Raw genomic sequence first — 19,258 nt, forward strand, 5'->3', positions numbered from 1 at the left:
CTCAGCGCGAGTTGATCGGCATGATGTCCTGCACCAGCCAGTCGTTGCCGCGTTTGGACAACGTCACGCGCACCGCCGGAGCGGCCTTGCTGCTGGGTTGACCGGGCGTGTCCTGGATGACCCGCATGATCACCGCGACACTGGCCGCCGACGGCCCGATGGCCTCGACACCGGCCGCCAGCGTGGCGGCCTGCGCGGTGACCTTGCGCTGCTGCATGTCGGCGGTGGTCTTGAGGTATTCCTCTCGGAACTTGCCCGCCCGCTCGGGCACCATCAGCGACGCCGCGCGGTCGATCGACTCCCCCGGAGCCGTCGGCGAGAACGACGCGACCGCCTCGGCCGCGCGGGTGGCGACCTGCACCGCCGCCACCGAGTCCCGTTTGAAGTCGTCGTCCTTGGTGGTCCAGTGGGTGTATCCGGTCACTACGGCAGCGCTCAGGGCCGCCGTGGCCAGGAAGACGATCGCCAGCCGCAGCCCCGGGGCGTCGTCGTCGGTCCCGACGCTCACCGCGTCGCGGCGCAGCAGCCAGAAGTTGACGGCCACGCCCTGCACGATCAGCAACACCAGCGCGGTACCGAGCGCAACCCACCAGCGCGGCCACGCGAGCACCACCCCGATCCCGACCAGCGCGACGATCGCCGCCAGCGGCGCCAGCACGTCGAAAGCGGTGAGCCGCCACACGTTCCTCATCGGATCGACTCCAGCTTGGAGATCAGCAGTTTGCCGTCGACCTGCGAGACGTCCAGCCGCAGACTCCAGTGCACGACTTGCGGCGGGCCGCCGGTCTTCTCGGCCACGGACGTCGCGACCAGCATCACCGAGTCGGTCCGGGTGGCGAACGCCGGCAGCTTGGTGGTCACCACGTTGCGCGGGGAGCCGGGCACCGTGTCCAGGTCGCGGTGCACGGTGTCGATGGCCACCGCCTCCACCCGCCCGACGCTCTGGGCCTGCAGCTTGGCCGCCACCTGCCGGTACGACTGTATGGTCGCCTCGAAGTCGGTGTTGAGTTCTCCGACCGTGCCCTCGTGCAGTCGCTGCAGGCTGGCGTCGAGGTTGCCGGTGTTCATGTTGATCAGCACGTCTGACCAGTCGGCCGCGGCCTGCATGACCCTGGACTGGTAGATGCGTTCTTCGGAGGCGTCGCGGTGGTTGATCCAGATCAGCACGCCCAGCACCACCGCCGCGACCGAGACCAGGCCCAGCACCGTCGAGGCGATGCCGAAGCTGGAGAACATACCGCCTTCGTCGGCGTCGTCGGCTTCGTCGCCTTCGTCGTCGGTATCGTCGTCGGCCGGTTCCTCAGTTTTGTCCAGGTCAGGCATGGCCCGATCGTTGCACCCGAAACGAGATGGAAGGATGGCGGGGTGACAGTAGAGGCCATCCGCTCGGGTATCGACCTGAGCTATGTCGACCCAGCCGCGCGCCCCCAGGACGACCTTTTCGGCCATGTCAACGGCCGCTGGCTCACCGAGTACGACATCCCCGCCGACCGCGCCACCGACGGCGCCTTCCGAACCCTGTTCGACCGGGCCGAGGAGCAGGTACGCGACCTGATCATCGGGGCCAGCCAGAGCGGCGCGCCCGCGGGCACCGACGAGCAGCGCATCGGCGACCTCTACGCCAGCTTCCTCGACGAGGCCACCATCGAGCGCAGGGGTCTGCAACCGCTGCACGACGAGCTGGCGGTCATCGACGGCGCTGCCGACCGCGACGCGCTGGCCGCCGTCGTCGGGTCGCTGCAACGCACCGGAGTCGGCGGGGGCGTCGGTCTGTACGTCGACACCGACTCCAAGGACTCGACCCGCTACCTCGTGCACTTCAGCCAGTCCGGGATCGGCCTGCCCGACGAGTCCTACTTCCGCGACGCGCAGCACGGCGCCGTGCTGGCGGCCTACCCGGGGCACATCGCCAGGATGTTCGGCCTGGTGTTCGGGGGCTCGGAGGCAGATCACGCCGAGACCGCGGCCCGCATCGTTGCGCTGGAGAGCAAGCTCGCCGCCGCGCACTGGGACGTGGTCAAGCGCCGCGACGCCGAATTGACGTACAACTTGCGGACTTTCGTCGACCTGCAGACCGAGGGTGCGGGATTCGACTGGGCCGGCTGGGTCACCGCGCTGGGTTCGAGCCCCGAAGCTGTCGCGGAAGTCGTTGTGCGCCAGCCTGATTACCTCGTAGCCTTCGCGGCGCTGTGGGGCGGCGAGGACTTGGACGACTGGAAGAGCTGGGCGCGTTGGCGGTTGATCCGCGCCCGCGCGCCGTGGTTGACCGACGAGATGGTCGCCGCGGACTTCGACTTCTACGGCCGCCGGCTGACCGGCACCGAGCAGATCCGGGATCGCTGGAAGCGGGCGGTCGCGCTGGTGGAGACGCTGATGGGCGATGCCGTCGGAAAGCTGTACGTGGACAAGCACTTTCCGCCAGACGCCAAAGCCCGCATCGACACCCTGGTGGACAATCTGCGCGAGGCCTACCGGATCAGCATCAGCGACCTGGACTGGATGACCCCGCAGACCCGGGAACGTGCGCTGACCAAGCTGGCGAAGTTCACCGCCAAGGTCGGCTATCCGGTGACGTGGCGCGACTACTCCGCGCTGGTCATCGACCGAGCCGACCTCTACGGCAACTACCAGCGCGGCTACGCCGTCATGCACGACCGCGAACTGGCCAAGCTCGGCGGGCCCGTGGACCGCGACGAGTGGTTCATGACCCCGCAGACCGTCAACGCGTATTACAACCCCGGGATGAACGAGATCGTCTTCCCCGCAGCCATTCTGCAGCCGCCGTTCTTCGACGCCGATGCCGACGACGCGGCCAACTACGGCGGCATCGGCGCGGTGATCGGCCACGAGATCGGGCACGGTTTCGATGATCAGGGCGCCAAGTACGACGGCGACGGCATCCTGGTGGACTGGTGGACCGACGACGACCGCACCGAGTTCGGCGCGCGTACCAAGGCGCTGATCGAGCAGTACGAGGAGTACGTGCCACGGGAACTCGACGGCGGACACCACGTGAACGGCGCGTTCACCGTCGGGGAGAACATCGGTGATCTGGGCGGTCTGTCCATCGCGCTGCTGGCTTATCAGCTGTCACTGAACGGTGAGCCGGCACCCGTGATCGACGGGTTGTCCGGAGTGCAGCGGGTGTTCTTCGGCTGGGCTCAGGTGTGGCGCACCAAATCCCGTGCCGCCGAAGCTATCCGGCGGTTGGCGGTGGATCCGCACTCGCCGCCGGAGTTCCGCTGCAACGGCGTGATCCGCAATGTCGACGCCTTCTACGAGGCGTTCGAGGTGGCCGAGGACGACGCGCTGTTCCTCGAACCCCACCGCCGCGTGCGCATCTGGAATTAGGGGGTCACCCTCCCCCGCGAGCAGACGCAGAATCGCACAAATCTCGGGCTAGACGTGCGATTCTGCGTCTGCTCGGCAGGCTTCGATGCGGGCCGGGACGTGCTTGTGCCACGGTGTACCCGCATAGGGGTCCCGCCACTTGGTGGACGTCAGCGCATTGGGCGCGACCCCGGGGACGACGGTCCGGCCGTCCTCGCCGACGTAGTCCAGCCCGAAACCGTTGGGCAGCGAGGCATGCCCGGCCAGCATGGTCTCGGTGATCTCGACGGTCGCCTCGGCACTGCCCACCGCGGTGGTGATCCGCGCCCGGCCGCCGTCGGAAAGCCCAAGCGCCACAGCATCCTCGACGCTGACCCGCAACGCACCGTCCGCATCGCGCTTGCGCCAGGACGGGTCGCGGAAGATGTCGTTGGCGGTATAGGCGCGCCGCTCCCCCACCGACAGCACGATCGGCAGCTCATCGGTGGTCAGTCGCGACGGCACCCCAGCCAATCGTGTTATCTCGTCCAGCATTTCGGGGATCTCCAGCGCGATCTTGCGGTCGGAGTGGTTGATCAGCGCGAAGTCGTCCTCGTAGTTATGCACGGTGAATGTCAGCCCGGACGGGCTGCCGATGATCGCGTCGAACAGCGCGTTGCCATCGGCGTGCCCGGCGCGGCGCACGGCCTCAGGGTAGGTCATTGCCGTCTTCTGCGCCTGACCCCACAGCGCGGCCGCCCCGGCCAGCTCGGGAGGCAGCGTCGGCCCGAGGGTCTCGTAGAGCACGTAGGGCAGCACCCGGGCCAGTGTCGGATTGCCCGCCACCGCGCCGAAGAACGCCTGCGCGTACGCTTCCCGGCTCACCGCAGCGGCCTCGTGCAGGGGTCGCAGATCGGCGTCGGACACCACACCCAGCGCCCGCACCAGCCGCGACCAGATCTCCGGCTCCGGTAGTGTCCCGGGCAACGGGTCGAGCAGCGGGTGCCGCAATTGCATTGCGTTGTGCGGAAATTCGAGGTTGAAGAAGGTGGCTTCGCACTTCTCGAATTGCGACGCCGCGGGCAGCACGTAGTGCGCCAGTCGCGCGGTCTCGGTCATCGCGACGTCGATGACGACCATCAACTCCAGCGACCGGAACGCCTCCCGGCACGCGGTCGAGTCGGCCAGCGAGTGTGCCGGGTTGCTGCTCTCCACGATCATCGCGCGGAACCGGTCGGGATGGTCGGTGAGGATCTCCTCGGGTATCACATTGCTGGGCACCAGCCCGGCGATGATCGGGGCGCCGGTGACCGGCGTGCGTCCGGAGACCGTGCTGAACAACGGCGCGAACGACGAATGCAGGTGCTGGCCACCTTTTTTCGCGAAGTTCCCGGTCAGGATCCACAGCAACTTGTTCAGGTACGAGCACACCGTGCTGTTGGGGCCCTGTTGCACACCGAGATCCTCGAACACCGACACGCTCGAAGCGGCGCCGATCCGCCGCGCCGCCGCGCGCAGCAACTCCTCGTCCACCCCGCACCGCTGTGCGTATTCGCCGACCGGCACGTCGCGCAGCACCGCACGTACCGCGTCCACGCCGTGCACGTGCTGGCCCAGAAATGCTTCGTCGCACAGGTTTTCCTGCACCAGGATGCCGGCCAGTGCCGCCAGGCACCACGCGTCGGAGCCGGGTCGGACCCGCAGGTGGAAGTCGGCCATCTTGGCGGTGTCGGTGACGACGGGATCGATCACCACCATTGATCGGTCCGGGTCCTTGGCGATCTCGTTGAGCACCACCCGCGCCCGCGGGAAGCTCTGCGACATCCACGGGTTCTTGCCGACGAACACCGACACCTCGGCGTGCTCGAACTCGCCGCGGGTGTGACCGCCGTAGAGCCTCGCGTCCACCCAGGCCTCGCCGGTCTTCTCCTGCGCCAACGCATTCGAGCGGTACTTCGCGCCAAGGGCTTTCAGGAAGGCGCCGCTGTAGGCGCCACCGAGGTGGTTGCCCTGTCCGCCACCGCCGTAGTAGAAGATCTTGTCGCCCCCGTAGGCGTCCCGGATGTGCTTGAAACCCTCGGCGATCTCGACAATCGCAGTGTCCCAGTCGATTTCCTCGTACGTGCCGTCGGGTCGACGGCGCAGCGGTGAGGTCAACCGGCCTCGGCCGTTCTGATAATGGTCCAACCGCAACGCCTTGTTGCAGGTGTAGCCCTGCGAAGCGGGATGCGCTTTGTCGCCACGGATCCGGGCCAGTTTGCGGCCCTCGGTCTGCACCACGATGCCGCAGTTGCACTCGCACAGGATGCAGGCGGTGGGCTGCCAATCATTCATCGCGTCGAGTCCCTTCGGGCAGTGCTGCCAGCAGCAGATCGCGGAGCTGGCGGTGGACCAGGTCGAGCGGTTTCAGGTCACGCTGCGCGCGGGCCAGCAGCAGCGCGCCCTGCAGCGCGGACGTCGCCAGCACCGCGAGGTCACGGGCCCGCTCGGTGTCGATGCCGTCGGCCACGAAGCGCTGCGCGATCAGATCGGACCACCGGTCGAAGACCGCGGCGGCGCGCTGCACCACCGGGGCCATCCGCTCGCGGTCTTCGGCCTCCCCCGCCTCCACCGAGACGGCCGCGATCGGGCAGCCGGCCCGGAAGTCGGTGTCCAGCAGCTGCCGGCGGTACTTGTCGGCGAGCGCGTCCAGCAGATCCAGGCTGGTGCCGGCACGGTCGATAAACGCGGCCACGTGCTCTCCGGCGAAGTCGACGGCCTCGCACAGCAGCTGGGTACGTCCGCCGGGAAAGTAGTGGTACGCCGACCCACGCGGGGCTCCGCTGTGCGCGAGCACGTCGGCGATCGCGGTGGCCTTCGCCCCGCGCTCCCGGATCAGCAGGGCCGCCGACACCACCATCCGCTCGCGGGGACTCGCCATATGTATGATGTTATACATAACAGCGGGTCAAGCAAAAGCCCCCCGTCCGGCGGCCGGATGATCGCCCCCAACGTCCGGCGCCCGAAAGATCTTCGGTCAGGCCGACCTTGCACGTCCGCTGCGGCGAAAGAGATGCCGGCGTCCCTGAGGTGCATGCAGGGTACGTCCGAACGCCACCCGCAACGTGACCCATCCCATCCACATCAGCCCGGCCAAAGCGCGCGGCGACAGCAGCAGAAAGGTACTGCGGGTACCCGGGAGCTCTAGGGGCTCGTCGTTGAATCGAGCCGAAACCCATTGCAACGCCATAGGCGTGGAGATCGGATGCAGTACCGCGTGTTCGCTGAGCTTGTCACGGACGTAGGTCACCTGCGCGCCGTGCTGTCGATAGTTGTCCACCAGCGCGTCGATATGACGCACACTGATGATCGGGTCGTGGACCGCCTGCACAATCAACAGGGGCATCGCCGGCGTCTGCCTGCCGAGACTGAGGTCGTCGATCACCTCGACCACCTCTGGCATAGCGAAGATCTCGTCCACCGGCCGGTCCATGTAGCGCCCGAAGTCGCGGAAGCTGTACCGGAGCAACGCCCCGAACAACGTCGCGTGTTGCAGGCGTGCCAGCACTTCCTGACCGCGCGCATTCACGTGCTTGCGCACGATGCGTTGCAGGTCTGGATACTCACGCACCAGCGAAGCCAGCACCAATGCCGGCTCGCCGGCGAACAGCGACCCGTTGAGGTCGTGGAACACCTCTCCGGGATTCGCGACCGGTGAACCCAACACTGCCCCAACCACGTTGAGCTCGGGCGCATAGCTCTGCCACAGCTCGGCCGCCCAACTGGTGGCCAGCCCGCCACCGGAGTATCCCCAGAGTGCCACCGGCGCCGAATGCCCGATGCCGGCCGGTTCGAAGCTCTTGGCGGCGCGGACACCGTCGAGGACGCAATAACCGGGCTCCCGCGGCACTCCCCAACTTCCGCGGGCTCCTTCGTGGTCGGGCACCAGCACCGTCCAGCCCATGCTCACCGCGCACGCGATCAACAGATATTCGAAGGGCGCGCATCCACCGAATGTCTTCGCGCCCCTGCGTAACACGTACGACGGGAAGGCGCTGGAAGGCATGGCGTCGATCGCACACTGATACGACAGAACCGGACTCGACGGGTCCCCTTGGGCGCCACGTGGCCGGATGACGGTAGTCAGCGTGGTCTGGGCGGCTCCGTTGAAGTCCGTTGTGCGGTAGAGCAATTGATAAGCGTGTACCGCCTGGGGGACGACACCCAGAAACGCCACCTGGACTTCGCGAGAGCGCAACACCGTTCCCGGAGCGCAGGTTTGAAAACCTTCGGGTGGCACACAGAACGCGTCGTCACAGGGATGCACGGGTCGACCGGAGTCGACTTCGTGGGGAACGCGGCCGGCTGCGGCGGCGAGCGCTTCCGAGCTCGTCATCCGGCTGCGGGCTTGACGATGGTGCCGTAATTGAGTGGGGAGTGGGAGTAGGTCGGGATGAGCGGCCACTGGCGCTTCCAGGATGAGCATTGCGAGGACGGGATGACCTGCACCCAGCGCGGATCCCGCGGCGAAAACGACGCCATCGTCTTCTCTTTGACCATCGAGTCGTATTGATCGAGGGTGTCTTCCAGGGTGTTGGCGTTGAGCACCACCTCGCGGCCGTAGAACGCCGCTTGCTGTTTGATGCCGGGGATTGTCGAGAGTTCTGGTTGCCAGTTGTCGGGTGCCATCCCGTTTTCGGAGCAAACCCACACTCCGTCGGGGGTGTTGACACACAGCGAGTGGTTGCCGTCGGTATGTCCGGGCGTCCACAGCAGGCTCACGCCGACGCCGAGTTCCACGTCACCGTCGAAGATTTCGAGCCGCTCAGCGGGCACTCCGGCCATCCCGCGTTCGACGTACCAGGCCCATTGCATGGGATGCAGCGCCTCGAACGTGGCGAGTTCTTTGCGGTGCACCAGGAGCTTGGCGTTGGGAAAGACGGGATCGCGCGGCGTGGTCTCGCCCTCGATGGGTTCGGAGCTGCCCATGATCATGCGCACGTCCTGGACGTGGAGGTGGTCGAAGCTGACGTAGTCCACGTCTTCGTTGGAAAGCCCGAGGCTCGGCAGCACACTGTCGGGGTCGTTGAAGTACTTGGTGAAGAATCGGCCGGCGTGCAGGGCGTCGCCGAACTTGCGGATCTTGTTGTAGAACGGCGCCTCTGCCGAACCCGCGGCGACCGTCGGCTCCCAGACCAGAGTCTTCAACTTGCCGTCGAATCCCTCGAATTGAATCACCATCATCCGGTTGATGATCGTGATGAACGGGTTGAGATTCACCGAGTAGCCCTGGAACGCAAACCGCGCCGGATACGGGGCGGCGACGATGTCGACGCTCTTGATCGCCTTGACCTGTCCTTGCGACCGAAAGCGTTCGTGGTAGCGCTTCGCGGCGTCGCGCACCGCCTCGAGCCGGTCGCCACGGGGCCACACGTCGTGCACCCCGTCGAATTCGGGGATCGGACGCACTGTGGCGGGCTGGGTGGTCGTCATGATTGGTCTCCTGTGTCGACGGATTCGCGTGTGGTGTGGGATTCGTAGTTGTGGCGCACGGTCGAGCCTTTGGTCGCCGCTACCTGGTCGGGCACCATGCGCCGTAATGCGCTGTCGCGCAGGTGCTGTGGCAACAGGTCGACGATCCGGGTGAGCGGACCGATGTGCCGCGGGACGGTGACTTCGAAACGGGGCCGTCGGATGGTGTGAACGACCGTCCGCGCGACATCGGCGGGGCTCAGCAGCTTGGCGGCACCCGTCGCGGTGCCCACGGCCAAATCGGTCTCCACCACGCCCGGCATGATGATCGACAGTTGAACTCCGGTGCCGCGCAACTCTTCTCGCACGCCGACCAGATACCCGCGCACCGCGTGCTTGGTCGCCGCATACGTCGACTCGCCTGGCGGCGAGAGTCGTGCTGCGGCCGACGCGATGGTGACGATGTGTCCCTGACCGCGGGTCCGCATCACCGGAGCCGCGAGCCGCACACCGCGGATCACGCCGTGCAGGTTGACGTCGATCATGCGTCGGGTGTGCGATTCGGGTTCCTGGTCGAAGGGGCCCACCCACATCACGCCGGCGTTGCACACCAGCACATCAATTGGGCCCCACAGCCTTTCGGTCGCGGCGAGAAACTCGCCGAACGACTCGGTGTCGGTGACGTCGAGATCGAAGCCTTGGACTGTGCCGGACAGCTCAGCGGCAGTACTTCGCGCAGCCTCGCCGTCACGATCGCCGATGGCCACGCGCGCCCCAGCGGCGGCGAGCTGCCGCGCGATCTCTCGCCCGATGCCGCGCGCGCCTCCGGTTACCGCCACGACCTGACCCGCGATGGGTGATTTCCTGACCGCCATACCGCCCCCTTTCTGACATGACCGCATGTCAGAAGTATGCTCTCAGTGTGCCACAGGACGACAGCCATGGACAACGGTGATGGCCAAGAAGACCGACACCCCAGCGGCGGGGCGCTTGTACCACGGGCTGCTTCCGCAAGAACGCGCACGTCAGCGCCGTGCCACGCTGCTGACGGCGGCGCTGCAGATATTCGCCGAACAGGGCTATGCGAGCAGTTCGGTGAAGCAGATCTGCGGCGCGGCCGGTCTGACCGAGCGATATTTTTACGAGTCGTTCACCGACCGCGAAAGCTGCCTTGCGACGCTCTACTCACAACTGGTTGACCAGATGCGGGCGGCGACGCTGGCCGCCATCGAATCCGCCGGTGCCGACGTCGATGCCCAGACGCGGGACGGTCTGCACGCCTTCGTGGGCTATTTGACCGATGATCCGCGGCGCGCGCGGGTCGTACTGGTCGAGGTGGTCGGCGTCTCACCGGGCATGGAAGAACGGCGCCACGGCGTCCTGCGCGAGTTCGCCGACATCGTCGCCAGCACCTGGGCCGCGGCCCGCGCCGAACCACTGACCCAGATGCAGCAGTCGACGGCTGTGGCGCTGGTCGGCGGGGTGAACCACCTTCTCGTCGACTGGCTGATGACCGGCAGCGTGCAACTTCCCGACGACCTCGCCGAGGTCTGCGCGACCTTGTTCAGCGCGGCGCGGGAACGGCTCGACTCTGCGTGAAGTCGCCGGCGTTCACCCATCCGAATCGATCGTCAACCCACGAACCGGTATTCGACGGCGAGTGAGCGGTAGGTGCGCTCAGCCCGCCGGTCACGGGTAAGCAAGCTGCGGTGATTAGTCGCGGCAGCCTGACCGACGAGGGCGTCGTAGACCGAACCGCCCACGATGTCGAGCCTGGACAGCCGCTCGCGAAGGTCGCGCGTCGCCGTGGCGTCGAGCCAACAATCGCCCGGGAACGCCGCTTCCAGCACTTCGGTTGCTTGGCCTGCCGTCAGCCGGAGGGGCACCGGTAACCGTGTCAGGACCGAATACGTTTCGAATGCTGCATGCCCTGCGAGTGCGGGACGAAGCTCGACCAGGGCTCGGCGACATGCCGGATGCGCTTCGTGCGTTGGATCGAGAGCCGCAACCGCCACGCTGGTGTCGCACGCCCAGAGCTCACCGCTGGAGGTCATCACGAAGTCGGCGAACATCACCGTCGGTGAGCACCGCCCCGTCGACGTTACCGAGTATCGGCAGCCCGTCGCTGGTCTCGACCAGGCGTTGCTGGTGGCGCACGGGCTCCATCCGGAGACCAGACCCGTCCGCGATCAGTTCGAGCTGTGTGTCCGGAGTGATCCCGAGTGCGACGCGCAGCGCTTTCGGTATCACTACCCGACCCACGCTATCGACTGTCACGTACATGGCACCAGGTTACCAATCGATTGGCAATCAGCTGGGAATGCGGTCGGGAGCGTCAGAGCTGCCAGTCCGAGGCGCCGTCGGGCTTGTTGTAGATGCCGACGGAGTTCTTCACGACAACCGGATCACCGCTACCGAAGTTGTCGAAGAACCATTTGGCGTTGGTCGGGCTCAGATTGATGCAGCCGTGGCTGACATTGCGTCTGCCCTGGTCACCGACCGACCACGGTGCGCTGTGCACGAAGTTGCCGCTGTTGTCGATCCGCACGGCATCGGACACGGTCACTTTGTACCCGTTGGCGGAGTTCACCGGTACCCCATAGGTCGACGAGTCCATCACCACCGTGGGCATCTTCTCCAGCACGTAGTACGTGCCGTTCGGAGTCTGATGACCGCCGGATGCCATGCCCATCGACATCGGGAAGGTCTGCACCACGGTCCCGTTGCGGGTGATGGTCATCTGGTGGGTGGCGTCGTCTGCGGTGGCCACCAGCGCGTCGCCGGTGCGGAAGCTCGACTTGGTGCCGGCCGCGTCGATGTTCACCGCGGTATTCGGCGGCCAGAACGACAGCGGACGCCACCGCAGCTGCGACGGCGTCATCCAGTAGAACTTGCCGGGCACCGGCGGGATCGACGAGATGTGCACGGCACGCTCGGCCATCGCCTGGTCGGCGATCGGGACGGCGAAGTTGATGATGATCGGCTTGGCCACCCCCACCATCGCGCCGTTGACGGGGTTGAACGTCGGCGGCCGGAACGGCGGCTCACCGACGAACGGCGTGTTGTCCTGGCCTGCGGGGGCAGGTCCGTCGGCAACGGGTACCGCGGCAGGCGCGCCCGGGACCGGAGCCAGCGGGTCCGGGAAAGGCGGCAGAGCCACCGGTTCCGGTGCCGGCGGCTCGGCAGGTGCGACGACGACCGGCCCGGGATCGCCGGGTGCCTCGTCCGGGTCCGCAGCGGCTGGACCACTGCCCAGCATCAGCACGGCGACCACTCCGAATGCGTTGAGAGCGGTGACGAGACGTCCCCTCGTCCAGCGCGACATATCATTCCCTCCGGTCAAATCTTCCGCCCCAGTGTGGCACAGCAGAGCCACCGAATAGCCATTCGGCGAACCTTCAGGGACCGTTACCAAACCCAGTTCAGGTCGCTGACCTGCAACATCAGTCGTTCTGTGAGCTTGCCGTACCGGCACCCTCAGCAGCGGTCGCAGCGGGGACCTCGATCGCCCGTCCGATGGCCGCCATCGCGACCAGCGCGACGCCCGTCAGCGCGGCCGACACCGTCAGCATCAGCGCCACACTGTGCTCCAGCAGCAGGCCCCCCGCCAGCGACCCGGCCATGATGCCCACCTGGAACGCCGTCACGTACAGGCCCGAGGCGCCGTCGGGGTCGTCGGCCCCGGCCCGCATGGCGGCGGCCTGCAGCATCGGCGACACCGCGGTGGCCATCGCACCCCACAGCACGATCGCCGCGGTACCCACGATCAGCGCCGTCAACGCGGAGTCGTGCCAGCGGTAGGCCAACACGCTCAACAGCGCCAGAGCCGTCGTCAGCCCGGCGATGCAGAACAGGACGGCACCGCGGGGGCGACGGTCCAGCGGCCGGGCCACCAACGCGACCGCCAGCACCCCGGCGATGCCGTAGGCGGCCAGCAGCCAAACCTGGTTGGGTCCGCGCACCCCGACGACCTGCGACAGGATCCGCACGATGTAGGTGTAGGAGACGAAATGGCCGGTGACGCCGATCATGGTGACGAGGCTGACCAGGATCAGTCCCCGATTTCGGTGATGCCGCGCCCGCCGGCCCACGAATTGCAGCTGATCGGCCGTCAACGTCATTTCGGGCAGTACCACGCGGGCCGCCACGGTGATCAGCGCCGCGGCGACGGTGACGCAGTCGGCCGCCACCCGCCAGCCCCACATCAGGCTCAGCCCGGCGGTCAGCGGGCTGCCGACCACCAGCGCCAGGCTGGTTCCGATGTAGATCGACATGGTCGCGCGTCCGGCGTGGCTGGACGGCACCAGGCGGGTGGCGATCGGTGCGATCACCGACCACAGCAACCCGTGCGTGACCGCGCAGAGCACCCGGCCGGCGGCCAGCACGGCGAAGTTCGGTGCCACCGCCGAGATGAGCTGGGAGACGGTCAGGCACGCGAGGCTGAGCAGCAACGTCGAACGACGGGGCCAGTGCGCGGTCCAGCGCACCAGCGGGACCGTGGTGAGCGCGGCGACCAGGGCATACCAGGACAGCAGCGTGCCCACCCAGAACACGCTGACGTGCATGTCCCGCGAGATCGCCGACAGAGCGCCGACCGGCAGCAGTTCAGCGGTGACGTAGATGAAGGCCGCGGCGGCCAACACTGACAGTTGAACCGCGATCCGTGGCGTCCACGTTCGCGCGGCAGCGGCGGCTTGAGCAGTCATGGTGTGAGGCGCGACATCACCGGAGCTCTCCGGCGCGATCGCGCACTCTTACCGTACGCACCGCACGGCTCAGGAACGAACGAGGCGCGCTATCGCCGCGGAGGCTTCGGCCAGCTTGCCGTCGGAGTCGGGGCCGCCGTCGGCCACGGCGCGGGTGACGCAGTGACTCAGGTGCTCGTCGAGCAGATTCAGCGCCACCGACTTCAAAGCGCTGTTGACCGCGCTGATCTGGGTGAGGACGTCGATGCAGTATTTGTCCTCGTCGATCATCCGCGCGATGCCACGCACCTGCCCTTCGATGCGGCGCAACCGCTTGGCGTAGTTGTCCTTCTCTTGCGCGTATCCGTGTGGCGCGCTCATCACCCCTCCAAACGAATACCGTTAGATACCCCGCTAGGGTATCAGACCGGGCGGTTAATCGATTTTGGTGCGCTCGCGGCGCACCGCATACTTGCTCCCATGGCCCTTCCCACTGACCAGATCGACATCAAGCCCCGCAGCCGCGACGTCACCGACGGTCTGGAGAAGGCCGCCGCCCGTGGCATGTTGCGCGCGGTAGGCATGGGAGACGAGGACTTCGCCAAGGCGCAGATCGGGGTCGCCTCGTCCTGGAACGAGATCACGCCATGCAACCTCTCGCTGGACCGCCTGGCCAAGGCGGTGAAGGAGGGCGTCTTCCAGGCCGGCGGCTACCCGCTGGAATTCGGCACCATCTCGGTCTCCGACGGCATCTCCATGGGTCACGAGGGGATGCACTTCTCGCTGGTGTCGCGGGAGGTGATCGCCGACAGCGTCGAGACCGTGATGCAGGCCGAGCGACTGGACGGCTCGGTGCTGCTGGCCGGCTGCGACAAGTCGCTGCCCGGCATGCTGATGGCCGCGGCGCGCCTGGACCTGGCCTCGGTGTTCCTCTACGCCGGCTCGATCCTGCCGGGGGTGGCCAAGCTGTCGGACGGCAGCGAGCGCGAGGTCACCATCATCGACGCGTTCGAGGCGGTCGGCGCCTGTTCGCGCGGGTTGATGAGCCGCGCCGACGTCGACGCCATCGAACGCGCCATCTGCCCCGGCGAGGGCGCGTGCGGCGGCATGTACACCGCCAACACCATGGCCAGCGCCGCCGAGGCGCTGGGCATGTCGCTGCCGGGCAGCGCGGCGCCGCCGGCCACCGACCGCCGCCGCGACGGGTTCGCCCGCCGCAGCGGTCAGGCCGTCGTCGAACTGCTGCGCCACGGCATCACCGCCCGCGACATCCTGACCCGGGAAGCGTTCGAGAACGCGATCGCCGTGGTAATGGCGTTCGGTGGCTCCACCAACGCGGTACTGCACCTGCTGGCCATCGCCTATGAGGCCGAGGTCGAGCTGACGCTGGACGACTTCAGCCGGATCGGCTCGAAGGTGCCGCACCTGGCCGACGTCAAGCCGTTCGGGCGGCACGTGATGTCGCATGTCGACCACATCGGCGGCGTGCCGGTGATGATGAAAGCACTGTTGGACGCCGGCCTGCTGCACGGGGACTGCCTGACCGTGACGGGCCGGACGGTGGCCGAGAACCTGGCCGACATCGCCCCGCCCGACCCGGACGGCAAGGTGCTGCGCGCGCTGAGCAATCCCATCCACCCGACCGGTGGCATCACCATCCTGCGCGGGTCGTTGGCGCCCGAGGGTGCGGTGGTCAAGTCCGCGGGCTTCGACTCCGACGTGTTCGAAGGCACCGCAAGGGTTTTCGACGGGGAGCGGGCCGCCCTGGACGCGCTGGAGGACGGCACCATCACCAACGGTGACGCGGTGGTGATCCGCTACGAGGGCCCCAAGGGTGGTCCCGGCATGCGCGAGATGCTCGCGATCACCGGCGCCATCAAGGGCGCCGGGCTCGGCAAGGACGTGCTGCTGCTGACCGACGGCCGGTTCTCCGGCGGGACGACGGGGTTGTGCGTCGGACACATCGCGCCGGAGGCCGTCGACGCCGGCCCCATCGCATTCCTGCGCGACGGCGACCGGATCCGGCTCGATGTGGCCAACCAGACGCTGGACGTGCTGGCCGACGACGACGAGTTCGCCGCGCGCCAGCAGGACTTCACGCCGCCGGCGCCGCGCTACAAGACCGGTGTGCTGGCCAAGTACGTCAAGCTGGTCGGCTCGGCCGCGACGGGTGCGGTCTGCGGCTAGCCGGTCAGTGGCTGATGTAGACCGCTTTGGTGTTGAAATAGGCTTCGATGCCCTTGCGGCCGCGTTCGCCGCCCCAGCCCGACTGCTTGTGGCCGCAGATCGGCATTGACGGATCGGCCCCCAACGCGCAGTTCACCCAAACCTGGCCCGCGCGAAGCTCATTCGCCACGCGGTGAGCACGGCCGAGGTTCTCGGTCCAGATGGCGCCGGCCAGCCCGTACTCCGTGTCGTTGGCGGCGGCCAGTGCCTCTTCCTCCTCGTCGAAGGGGATGACACAACCGACCGGCCCGAAGATCTCCTCGCGGATGAGCCGCATGTCGGGCGTGGTGTTGGTGATGATCGTCGCCTCGTAGAAGTAGCCGCGGCGATCCATCGGCTTGCCGCCGAGGATCACCTCCGCACCTCGCGTGACGCCCTCCTGCACGATGCCGTGCACGCGCTGGCGCTGCTTCTCACTGATCAGCGGCCCCAGGACGGACCCGGGGTCGTCGCTGCCGCCCATCGGCAGCATCTTGGCGAAGTCGGCCAGACCCTCCACGACCCGGTCATAGATGCCGCGCTGAACGTAGATGCGCGAGGTGCACGAGCAGTTCTGCCCGGAACCTGCCAGCAGGCCCAGACCCGCGTTCATGATCGCCTTGTCCAGGTTGGCGTCGTCGAACATGATCAGCGGTGACTTACCGCCGAGTTCGAGGGTGAGGCGCTTGAGGTTGCCCGCGGCCGCCTTGACGATCAGCCGTCCCACTTCCGTCGACCCGGTGAACGCGATCTTGTCGACGTCGGGATGCGCGGCCAGAGCCGCGCCGGCGGTCTCGCCGTAGCCGGTGATGACATTGAAGACGCCGTCGGGCAGTCCCGCCTCGCGGAAAATCTCCTCCAGCTTCAGCGCGGTGAGCGGTGTCTCCTCGGCAGGCTTGAGCACGCAGCTGCACCCCGCGGCCAGCGCGGGTGCGGCCTTGAGCATCGCAACGAAGAACGGCCCGTTCCACGGGATGATCAGGCCCGCGACGCCGACCGGTTCGAGCTGGGTGAAGTTGTGGAAGTTCTCGTAGTGGCCCAGCAGGCCGTCAGAGACGACGTTGCTCGACTCGCCATGGATCTTGCCGACCCAGCCGGCGTAGTAGAGCAGCATGTCCATCGACACCTTGATGATCTGCTGCGCGGCCACCGGGTTCATCCCGTTGTCCTTGGACTCCAGGTCGGCGAGTTCGTCGGTGCGTTGCTTGACGATCTCCGCGGCCCGGAACAGCACCTCGGCGCGGCGGGCGGCCGGTAGCTTGCGCCAGACCCCCGACTCGAACGTCTCCCGCGCCCGCGCCACCGCCGCGTCGACAACCGCCTGGTCGGAGTCGACGACCTCGAAGATCTGCTCCTCGTTGGACGGGTTGAACACCGGAATCATCCCAGAGCTGCGGCTTTCGACCGCCGGGTCCATGTCTATGGCGTTACTCAATGTCCTGGTGTCCCCTCGTTGGGCAGCGGCCGGTTGCCCGCGAGGTTACGCGCTTAACCGAACGGAGTCCAGCCTCTGCGCCTAGGTGGACTCGCGCACGATCAGCGTCGCGATGCCCGGTGCCGGCGGAGGTGATTCGTCGGGAAAGTTCAGTTGCTGCAGCACCGCCCGCAATGCCACTTCGGCGATCGCCGTCCGGTCGAAGGCCACCGTGGTCAGGGCCGGCACGCTGAACGGGGACAGGGCGGTGGCGTCGACACCGATCACGGCCAGATCCTCGGGGCAACGCAGTCCCGCGCGTCGCACGCCGTCGAGCACCACGAAGGCCACCTCGTCGCTTTGCGTGCAGACCGCGGTGACGCCGCGGGCGTGCCAGTCGCGTACCACGTCGGCGCTGTTGTCCGGCATCAGTTCGCCCACCACGACGTCAGGCAGCCGATGCCCGTGTGCCGCGCGCCGGATGCCGTCGATCCAGTAGTCACCGAGCGCCCGCCACCGAACCTCACCGGTGTAGGCGAACGCCAGGTTGCGGTGGCCCCGCGAGACGAGATGGTCGACGCGCAGCTGTCCGATCGAATACTGCGGATCGCCGAGGCCGGGCAGGGTGTGGAAACAGATGTAGGGAATGGCCGCGGCCCGCACGGCATCGGATGCCTTGCGGCTCAACGGAAACAGGCTCGTCACTGCGATCGGCTGCAACTGGTTGATCGCATCGGCGACGGTGTCGTCCTGCTCGGTCTCGAAGAGCTGCACCTGCATGATTCCCCGCCGGGTCAACTCCGTGGTCATGTGAGTTCCGACCTGCATGGGCATCTCGCCGCTGGCAAGCCGCGGCACGATGTACAACACCACGCCGCTGCGACCGCGGGCGAGATTGCGCGCCGCCAGGTTCGGCCGGTAGCCGAGTTCGGCGGCAGCGTCGCGTACTGCGGCGCGCGTCTGCGCCGAAATCATCCGTCCGGCAGAGTTGTTGAGCACGTAGCTGACCGTCGCGGTCGAGACGTTGGCCAGCCGCGCCACATCGGCCGTCGTCGGCCTACTCCTGCCGTTCAAGCCCATCGGCGAAGCCCCTCGCGACGACATTCGATGACCGGTTCAATGTACGTCTCAACGCACCAGCGCCAGCGCGAAACCGTCCCAGCCCTTCCCGCCGACGGTCTGCAGCACCGCGGTGTCCAGCCGCGGGTGCTCCCCCATCATCTGCAGCGTGCCGCGGGTCGCGGCGACCCGGCCGCCGTCGGATTCGGTCAGGATCCGGCCGCTGCGGATCACGTTGTCCACCACGATCACCGTGCCCGGGCGCCCCAACTTGATCGCCCATTCCAGGTAGGCGGCATTGTTTTCCTTGTCCGCGTCGATGAACACCAGGTCGAACGGACCGCCGGTCACGGTCGGCAAGGTGTCCAGCGCCGCACCGGTCACGACCTGCACCCGATCGCCGAGCCCGGCCCGCTCCAGGTTGGACCGGGCCACCTGCGCGCGTTGCGGATCGTATTCGAGGGTGACCACCCGACCCTGCGGGCCGGCTCCGCGGGCCAGCCAGATGGTGCTGTACCCGCCCAGCGTGCCGAGTTCGAGAATGCGGTGCGCCTGCATGGCCGAAGCCAGCAGACACAGGAACTTGCCCTGCTGCGCCGACACCGCGATGTGCGGCAGCCCGGCGTCGTCGCTGGCCTCGACGGCCGCGGCCAACGCCGGATCAAGGCCGATCAGCGTGCTGTCCAAGAACGCATCGACGGCTTGCGGGGTTGCATCTGCGGGCATAGACCAACGCTAGCCACTTTGTGGACATTGACAATTGTCGGTTGCCGGTGATCGACCGGACCACCCACGAGGGCCTGTTCGTCGGCGATTCCACGGGCTGGCTCACGCAGACGCGGGTCGACGTGCCGGGCACCGGATCACCCTGAATCCCGGCGCGCGCTTTACCTAATACCCCTATGGGGTATATATTGATGACGGAGGCACAACCTCCGACCATTCCCATCCAGATGAAGGTGATATCCATGGCAACTCACGAAGCCGACACCGTGTTGACCTGCGGCCACGAAGGCTGCGGCTGCCGCGTTCGCGTCGAGGTCCCCTGTCACTGCTCCGGAGCCACCGAGCCGTACCGCTGCACCTGCGGCGAGGCACTGGTCCCGGTCCAGTAGGGCGGGCAGGTCGTGCGTTC

At 67.3% G+C, this 19,258-nt stretch carries 19 protein-coding genes; 4 read left to right on the top strand and 15 right to left on the bottom strand.

Annotation, left to right across the window (positions count from 1 at the left end; all coding sequences use genetic code 11):
- Position 1 precedes the first annotated feature (1 nt).
- Together AC5Y47_RS11320 and AC5Y47_RS11325 are read right to left on the bottom strand one after the other, a co-directional pair.
- On the bottom strand, positions 2-691 hold the full coding sequence (locus AC5Y47_RS11320; protein WP_499944060.1) for a hypothetical protein: 690 nt from the start codon (positions 689-691) through the stop codon (positions 2-4).
- Positions 688-1,323, bottom strand: a complete 636-nt coding sequence (locus tag AC5Y47_RS11325; protein WP_499944061.1) for a hypothetical protein — start codon at positions 1,321-1,323, stop codon at positions 688-690. The genes AC5Y47_RS11320 and AC5Y47_RS11325 overlap by 4 nt, the downstream gene beginning before the upstream one ends.
- A gap of 42 nt (positions 1,324-1,365) precedes the next feature.
- Here AC5Y47_RS11325 and AC5Y47_RS11330 point away from each other — a divergent pair, with 42 nt between their 5' ends.
- Positions 1,366-3,351: a M13 family metallopeptidase gene (locus AC5Y47_RS11330; RefSeq protein WP_499944062.1), complete on the top strand. Its 1,986-nt coding sequence runs from the start codon at positions 1,366-1,368 to the stop codon at positions 3,349-3,351.
- A gap of 48 nt (positions 3,352-3,399) precedes the next feature.
- Here AC5Y47_RS11330 and AC5Y47_RS11335 read toward each other — a convergent pair whose 3' ends face one another.
- The 5 genes from AC5Y47_RS11335 to AC5Y47_RS11355 all read right to left on the bottom strand — a co-directional run bounded on the left by AC5Y47_RS11335 (position 3,400) and on the right by AC5Y47_RS11355 (position 9,635).
- Positions 3,400-5,643, bottom strand: coding sequence for a molybdopterin-dependent oxidoreductase (locus AC5Y47_RS11335; protein WP_499944063.1), 2,244 nt, complete (start codon positions 5,641-5,643; stop codon positions 3,400-3,402).
- Positions 5,636-6,229, bottom strand: a complete 594-nt coding sequence (locus AC5Y47_RS11340; protein WP_499944064.1) for an LmrA/YxaF family transcription factor — start codon at positions 6,227-6,229, stop codon at positions 5,636-5,638. The genes AC5Y47_RS11335 and AC5Y47_RS11340 overlap by 8 nt, the downstream gene beginning before the upstream one ends.
- Positions 6,230-6,325: 96 nt before the next feature.
- The gene (locus tag AC5Y47_RS11345) at positions 6,326-7,684 is read right to left on the bottom strand and encodes a lipase family protein (protein WP_499944065.1); all 1,359 of its coding nucleotides are present in this window, start codon (positions 7,682-7,684) and stop codon (positions 6,326-6,328) included.
- Complete coding sequence (locus tag AC5Y47_RS11350) at positions 7,681-8,781, bottom strand: MBL fold metallo-hydrolase (RefSeq protein ID WP_499944066.1); 1,101 nt, start codon at positions 8,779-8,781, stop codon at positions 7,681-7,683. Before AC5Y47_RS11350 ends, AC5Y47_RS11345 begins: the two co-directional genes overlap by 4 nt.
- Positions 8,778-9,635, bottom strand: a complete 858-nt coding sequence (locus AC5Y47_RS11355; protein WP_499944067.1) for an SDR family oxidoreductase — start codon at positions 9,633-9,635, stop codon at positions 8,778-8,780. The genes AC5Y47_RS11350 and AC5Y47_RS11355 overlap by 4 nt, the downstream gene beginning before the upstream one ends.
- A 79-nt stretch (positions 9,636-9,714) precedes the next feature.
- On the opposite strand from AC5Y47_RS11355, the gene AC5Y47_RS11360 reads away from it, so the two are divergent.
- Positions 9,715-10,359 carry a TetR/AcrR family transcriptional regulator gene (locus AC5Y47_RS11360; RefSeq protein WP_499944068.1) on the top strand — a complete coding sequence of 215 codons (645 nt, stop codon included), beginning with the start codon at positions 9,715-9,717 and terminating at the stop codon, positions 10,357-10,359.
- Positions 10,360-10,391: 32 nt separating this feature from the next.
- Here AC5Y47_RS11360 and AC5Y47_RS11365 read toward each other — a convergent pair whose 3' ends face one another.
- From AC5Y47_RS11365 to ricR, 5 genes are all read right to left on the bottom strand, one after another.
- Positions 10,392-10,832 (bottom strand): type II toxin-antitoxin system VapC family toxin, encoded by a 441-nt coding sequence (locus AC5Y47_RS11365; protein ID WP_499944097.1) that lies wholly within the window; start codon positions 10,830-10,832, stop codon positions 10,392-10,394.
- Positions 10,798-11,043 (bottom strand): AbrB/MazE/SpoVT family DNA-binding domain-containing protein, encoded by a 246-nt coding sequence (locus AC5Y47_RS11370; protein ID WP_499944069.1) that lies wholly within the window; start codon positions 11,041-11,043, stop codon positions 10,798-10,800. The genes AC5Y47_RS11365 and AC5Y47_RS11370 overlap by 35 nt, the downstream gene beginning before the upstream one ends.
- A gap of 52 nt (positions 11,044-11,095) precedes the next feature.
- Entirely contained in the window at positions 11,096-12,085 is a 990-nt protein-coding gene (locus AC5Y47_RS11375; protein ID WP_499944070.1) for a L,D-transpeptidase, read from the bottom strand.
- A 118-nt stretch (positions 12,086-12,203) separates the two neighbouring features.
- Positions 12,204-13,466 carry an MFS transporter gene (locus AC5Y47_RS11380; protein ID WP_499944071.1) on the bottom strand — a complete coding sequence of 421 codons (1,263 nt, stop codon included), beginning with the start codon at positions 13,464-13,466 and terminating at the stop codon, positions 12,204-12,206.
- A 69-nt stretch (positions 13,467-13,535) separates the two neighbouring features.
- Positions 13,536-13,826 carry a copper-sensing transcriptional repressor RicR gene (gene ricR / locus AC5Y47_RS11385; RefSeq protein ID WP_499944072.1) on the bottom strand — a complete coding sequence of 97 codons (291 nt, stop codon included), beginning with the start codon at positions 13,824-13,826 and terminating at the stop codon, positions 13,536-13,538.
- Between the two features lie 99 nt (positions 13,827-13,925).
- On the opposite strand from ricR, the gene ilvD reads away from it, so the two are divergent.
- Positions 13,926-15,632, top strand: coding sequence for a dihydroxy-acid dehydratase (gene ilvD / locus AC5Y47_RS11390; RefSeq protein WP_499944073.1), 1,707 nt, complete (start codon positions 13,926-13,928; stop codon positions 15,630-15,632).
- A 4-nt stretch (positions 15,633-15,636) separates the two neighbouring features.
- Here the strand turns inward: ilvD and AC5Y47_RS11395 are convergent, their stop codons facing one another.
- The 3 genes from AC5Y47_RS11395 to AC5Y47_RS11405 form a co-directional block, all read right to left on the bottom strand.
- Complete coding sequence (locus AC5Y47_RS11395; protein WP_499944075.1) at positions 15,637-17,067, bottom strand: aldehyde dehydrogenase family protein; 1,431 nt, start codon at positions 17,065-17,067, stop codon at positions 15,637-15,639.
- Positions 17,068-17,166: 99 nt separating this feature from the next.
- On the bottom strand, positions 17,167-18,144 hold the full coding sequence (locus tag AC5Y47_RS11400; RefSeq protein ID WP_499944077.1) for a LacI family DNA-binding transcriptional regulator: 978 nt from the start codon (positions 18,142-18,144) through the stop codon (positions 17,167-17,169).
- 48 nt (positions 18,145-18,192) lie between these two features.
- Positions 18,193-18,849 (bottom strand): O-methyltransferase, encoded by a 657-nt coding sequence (locus tag AC5Y47_RS11405; protein ID WP_499944079.1) that lies wholly within the window; start codon positions 18,847-18,849, stop codon positions 18,193-18,195.
- A gap of 233 nt (positions 18,850-19,082) precedes the next feature.
- Here AC5Y47_RS11405 and mymT point away from each other — a divergent pair, with 233 nt between their 5' ends.
- Positions 19,083-19,238, top strand: coding sequence for a copper-binding metallothionein MymT (mymT, locus tag AC5Y47_RS11410; protein WP_499944098.1), 156 nt, complete (start codon positions 19,083-19,085; stop codon positions 19,236-19,238).
- The last annotated feature ends 20 nt before the right edge of the window (positions 19,239-19,258 follow it).

The sequence above is a fragment of the Mycobacterium sp. NGS22 genome, assembly GCF_059813095.1.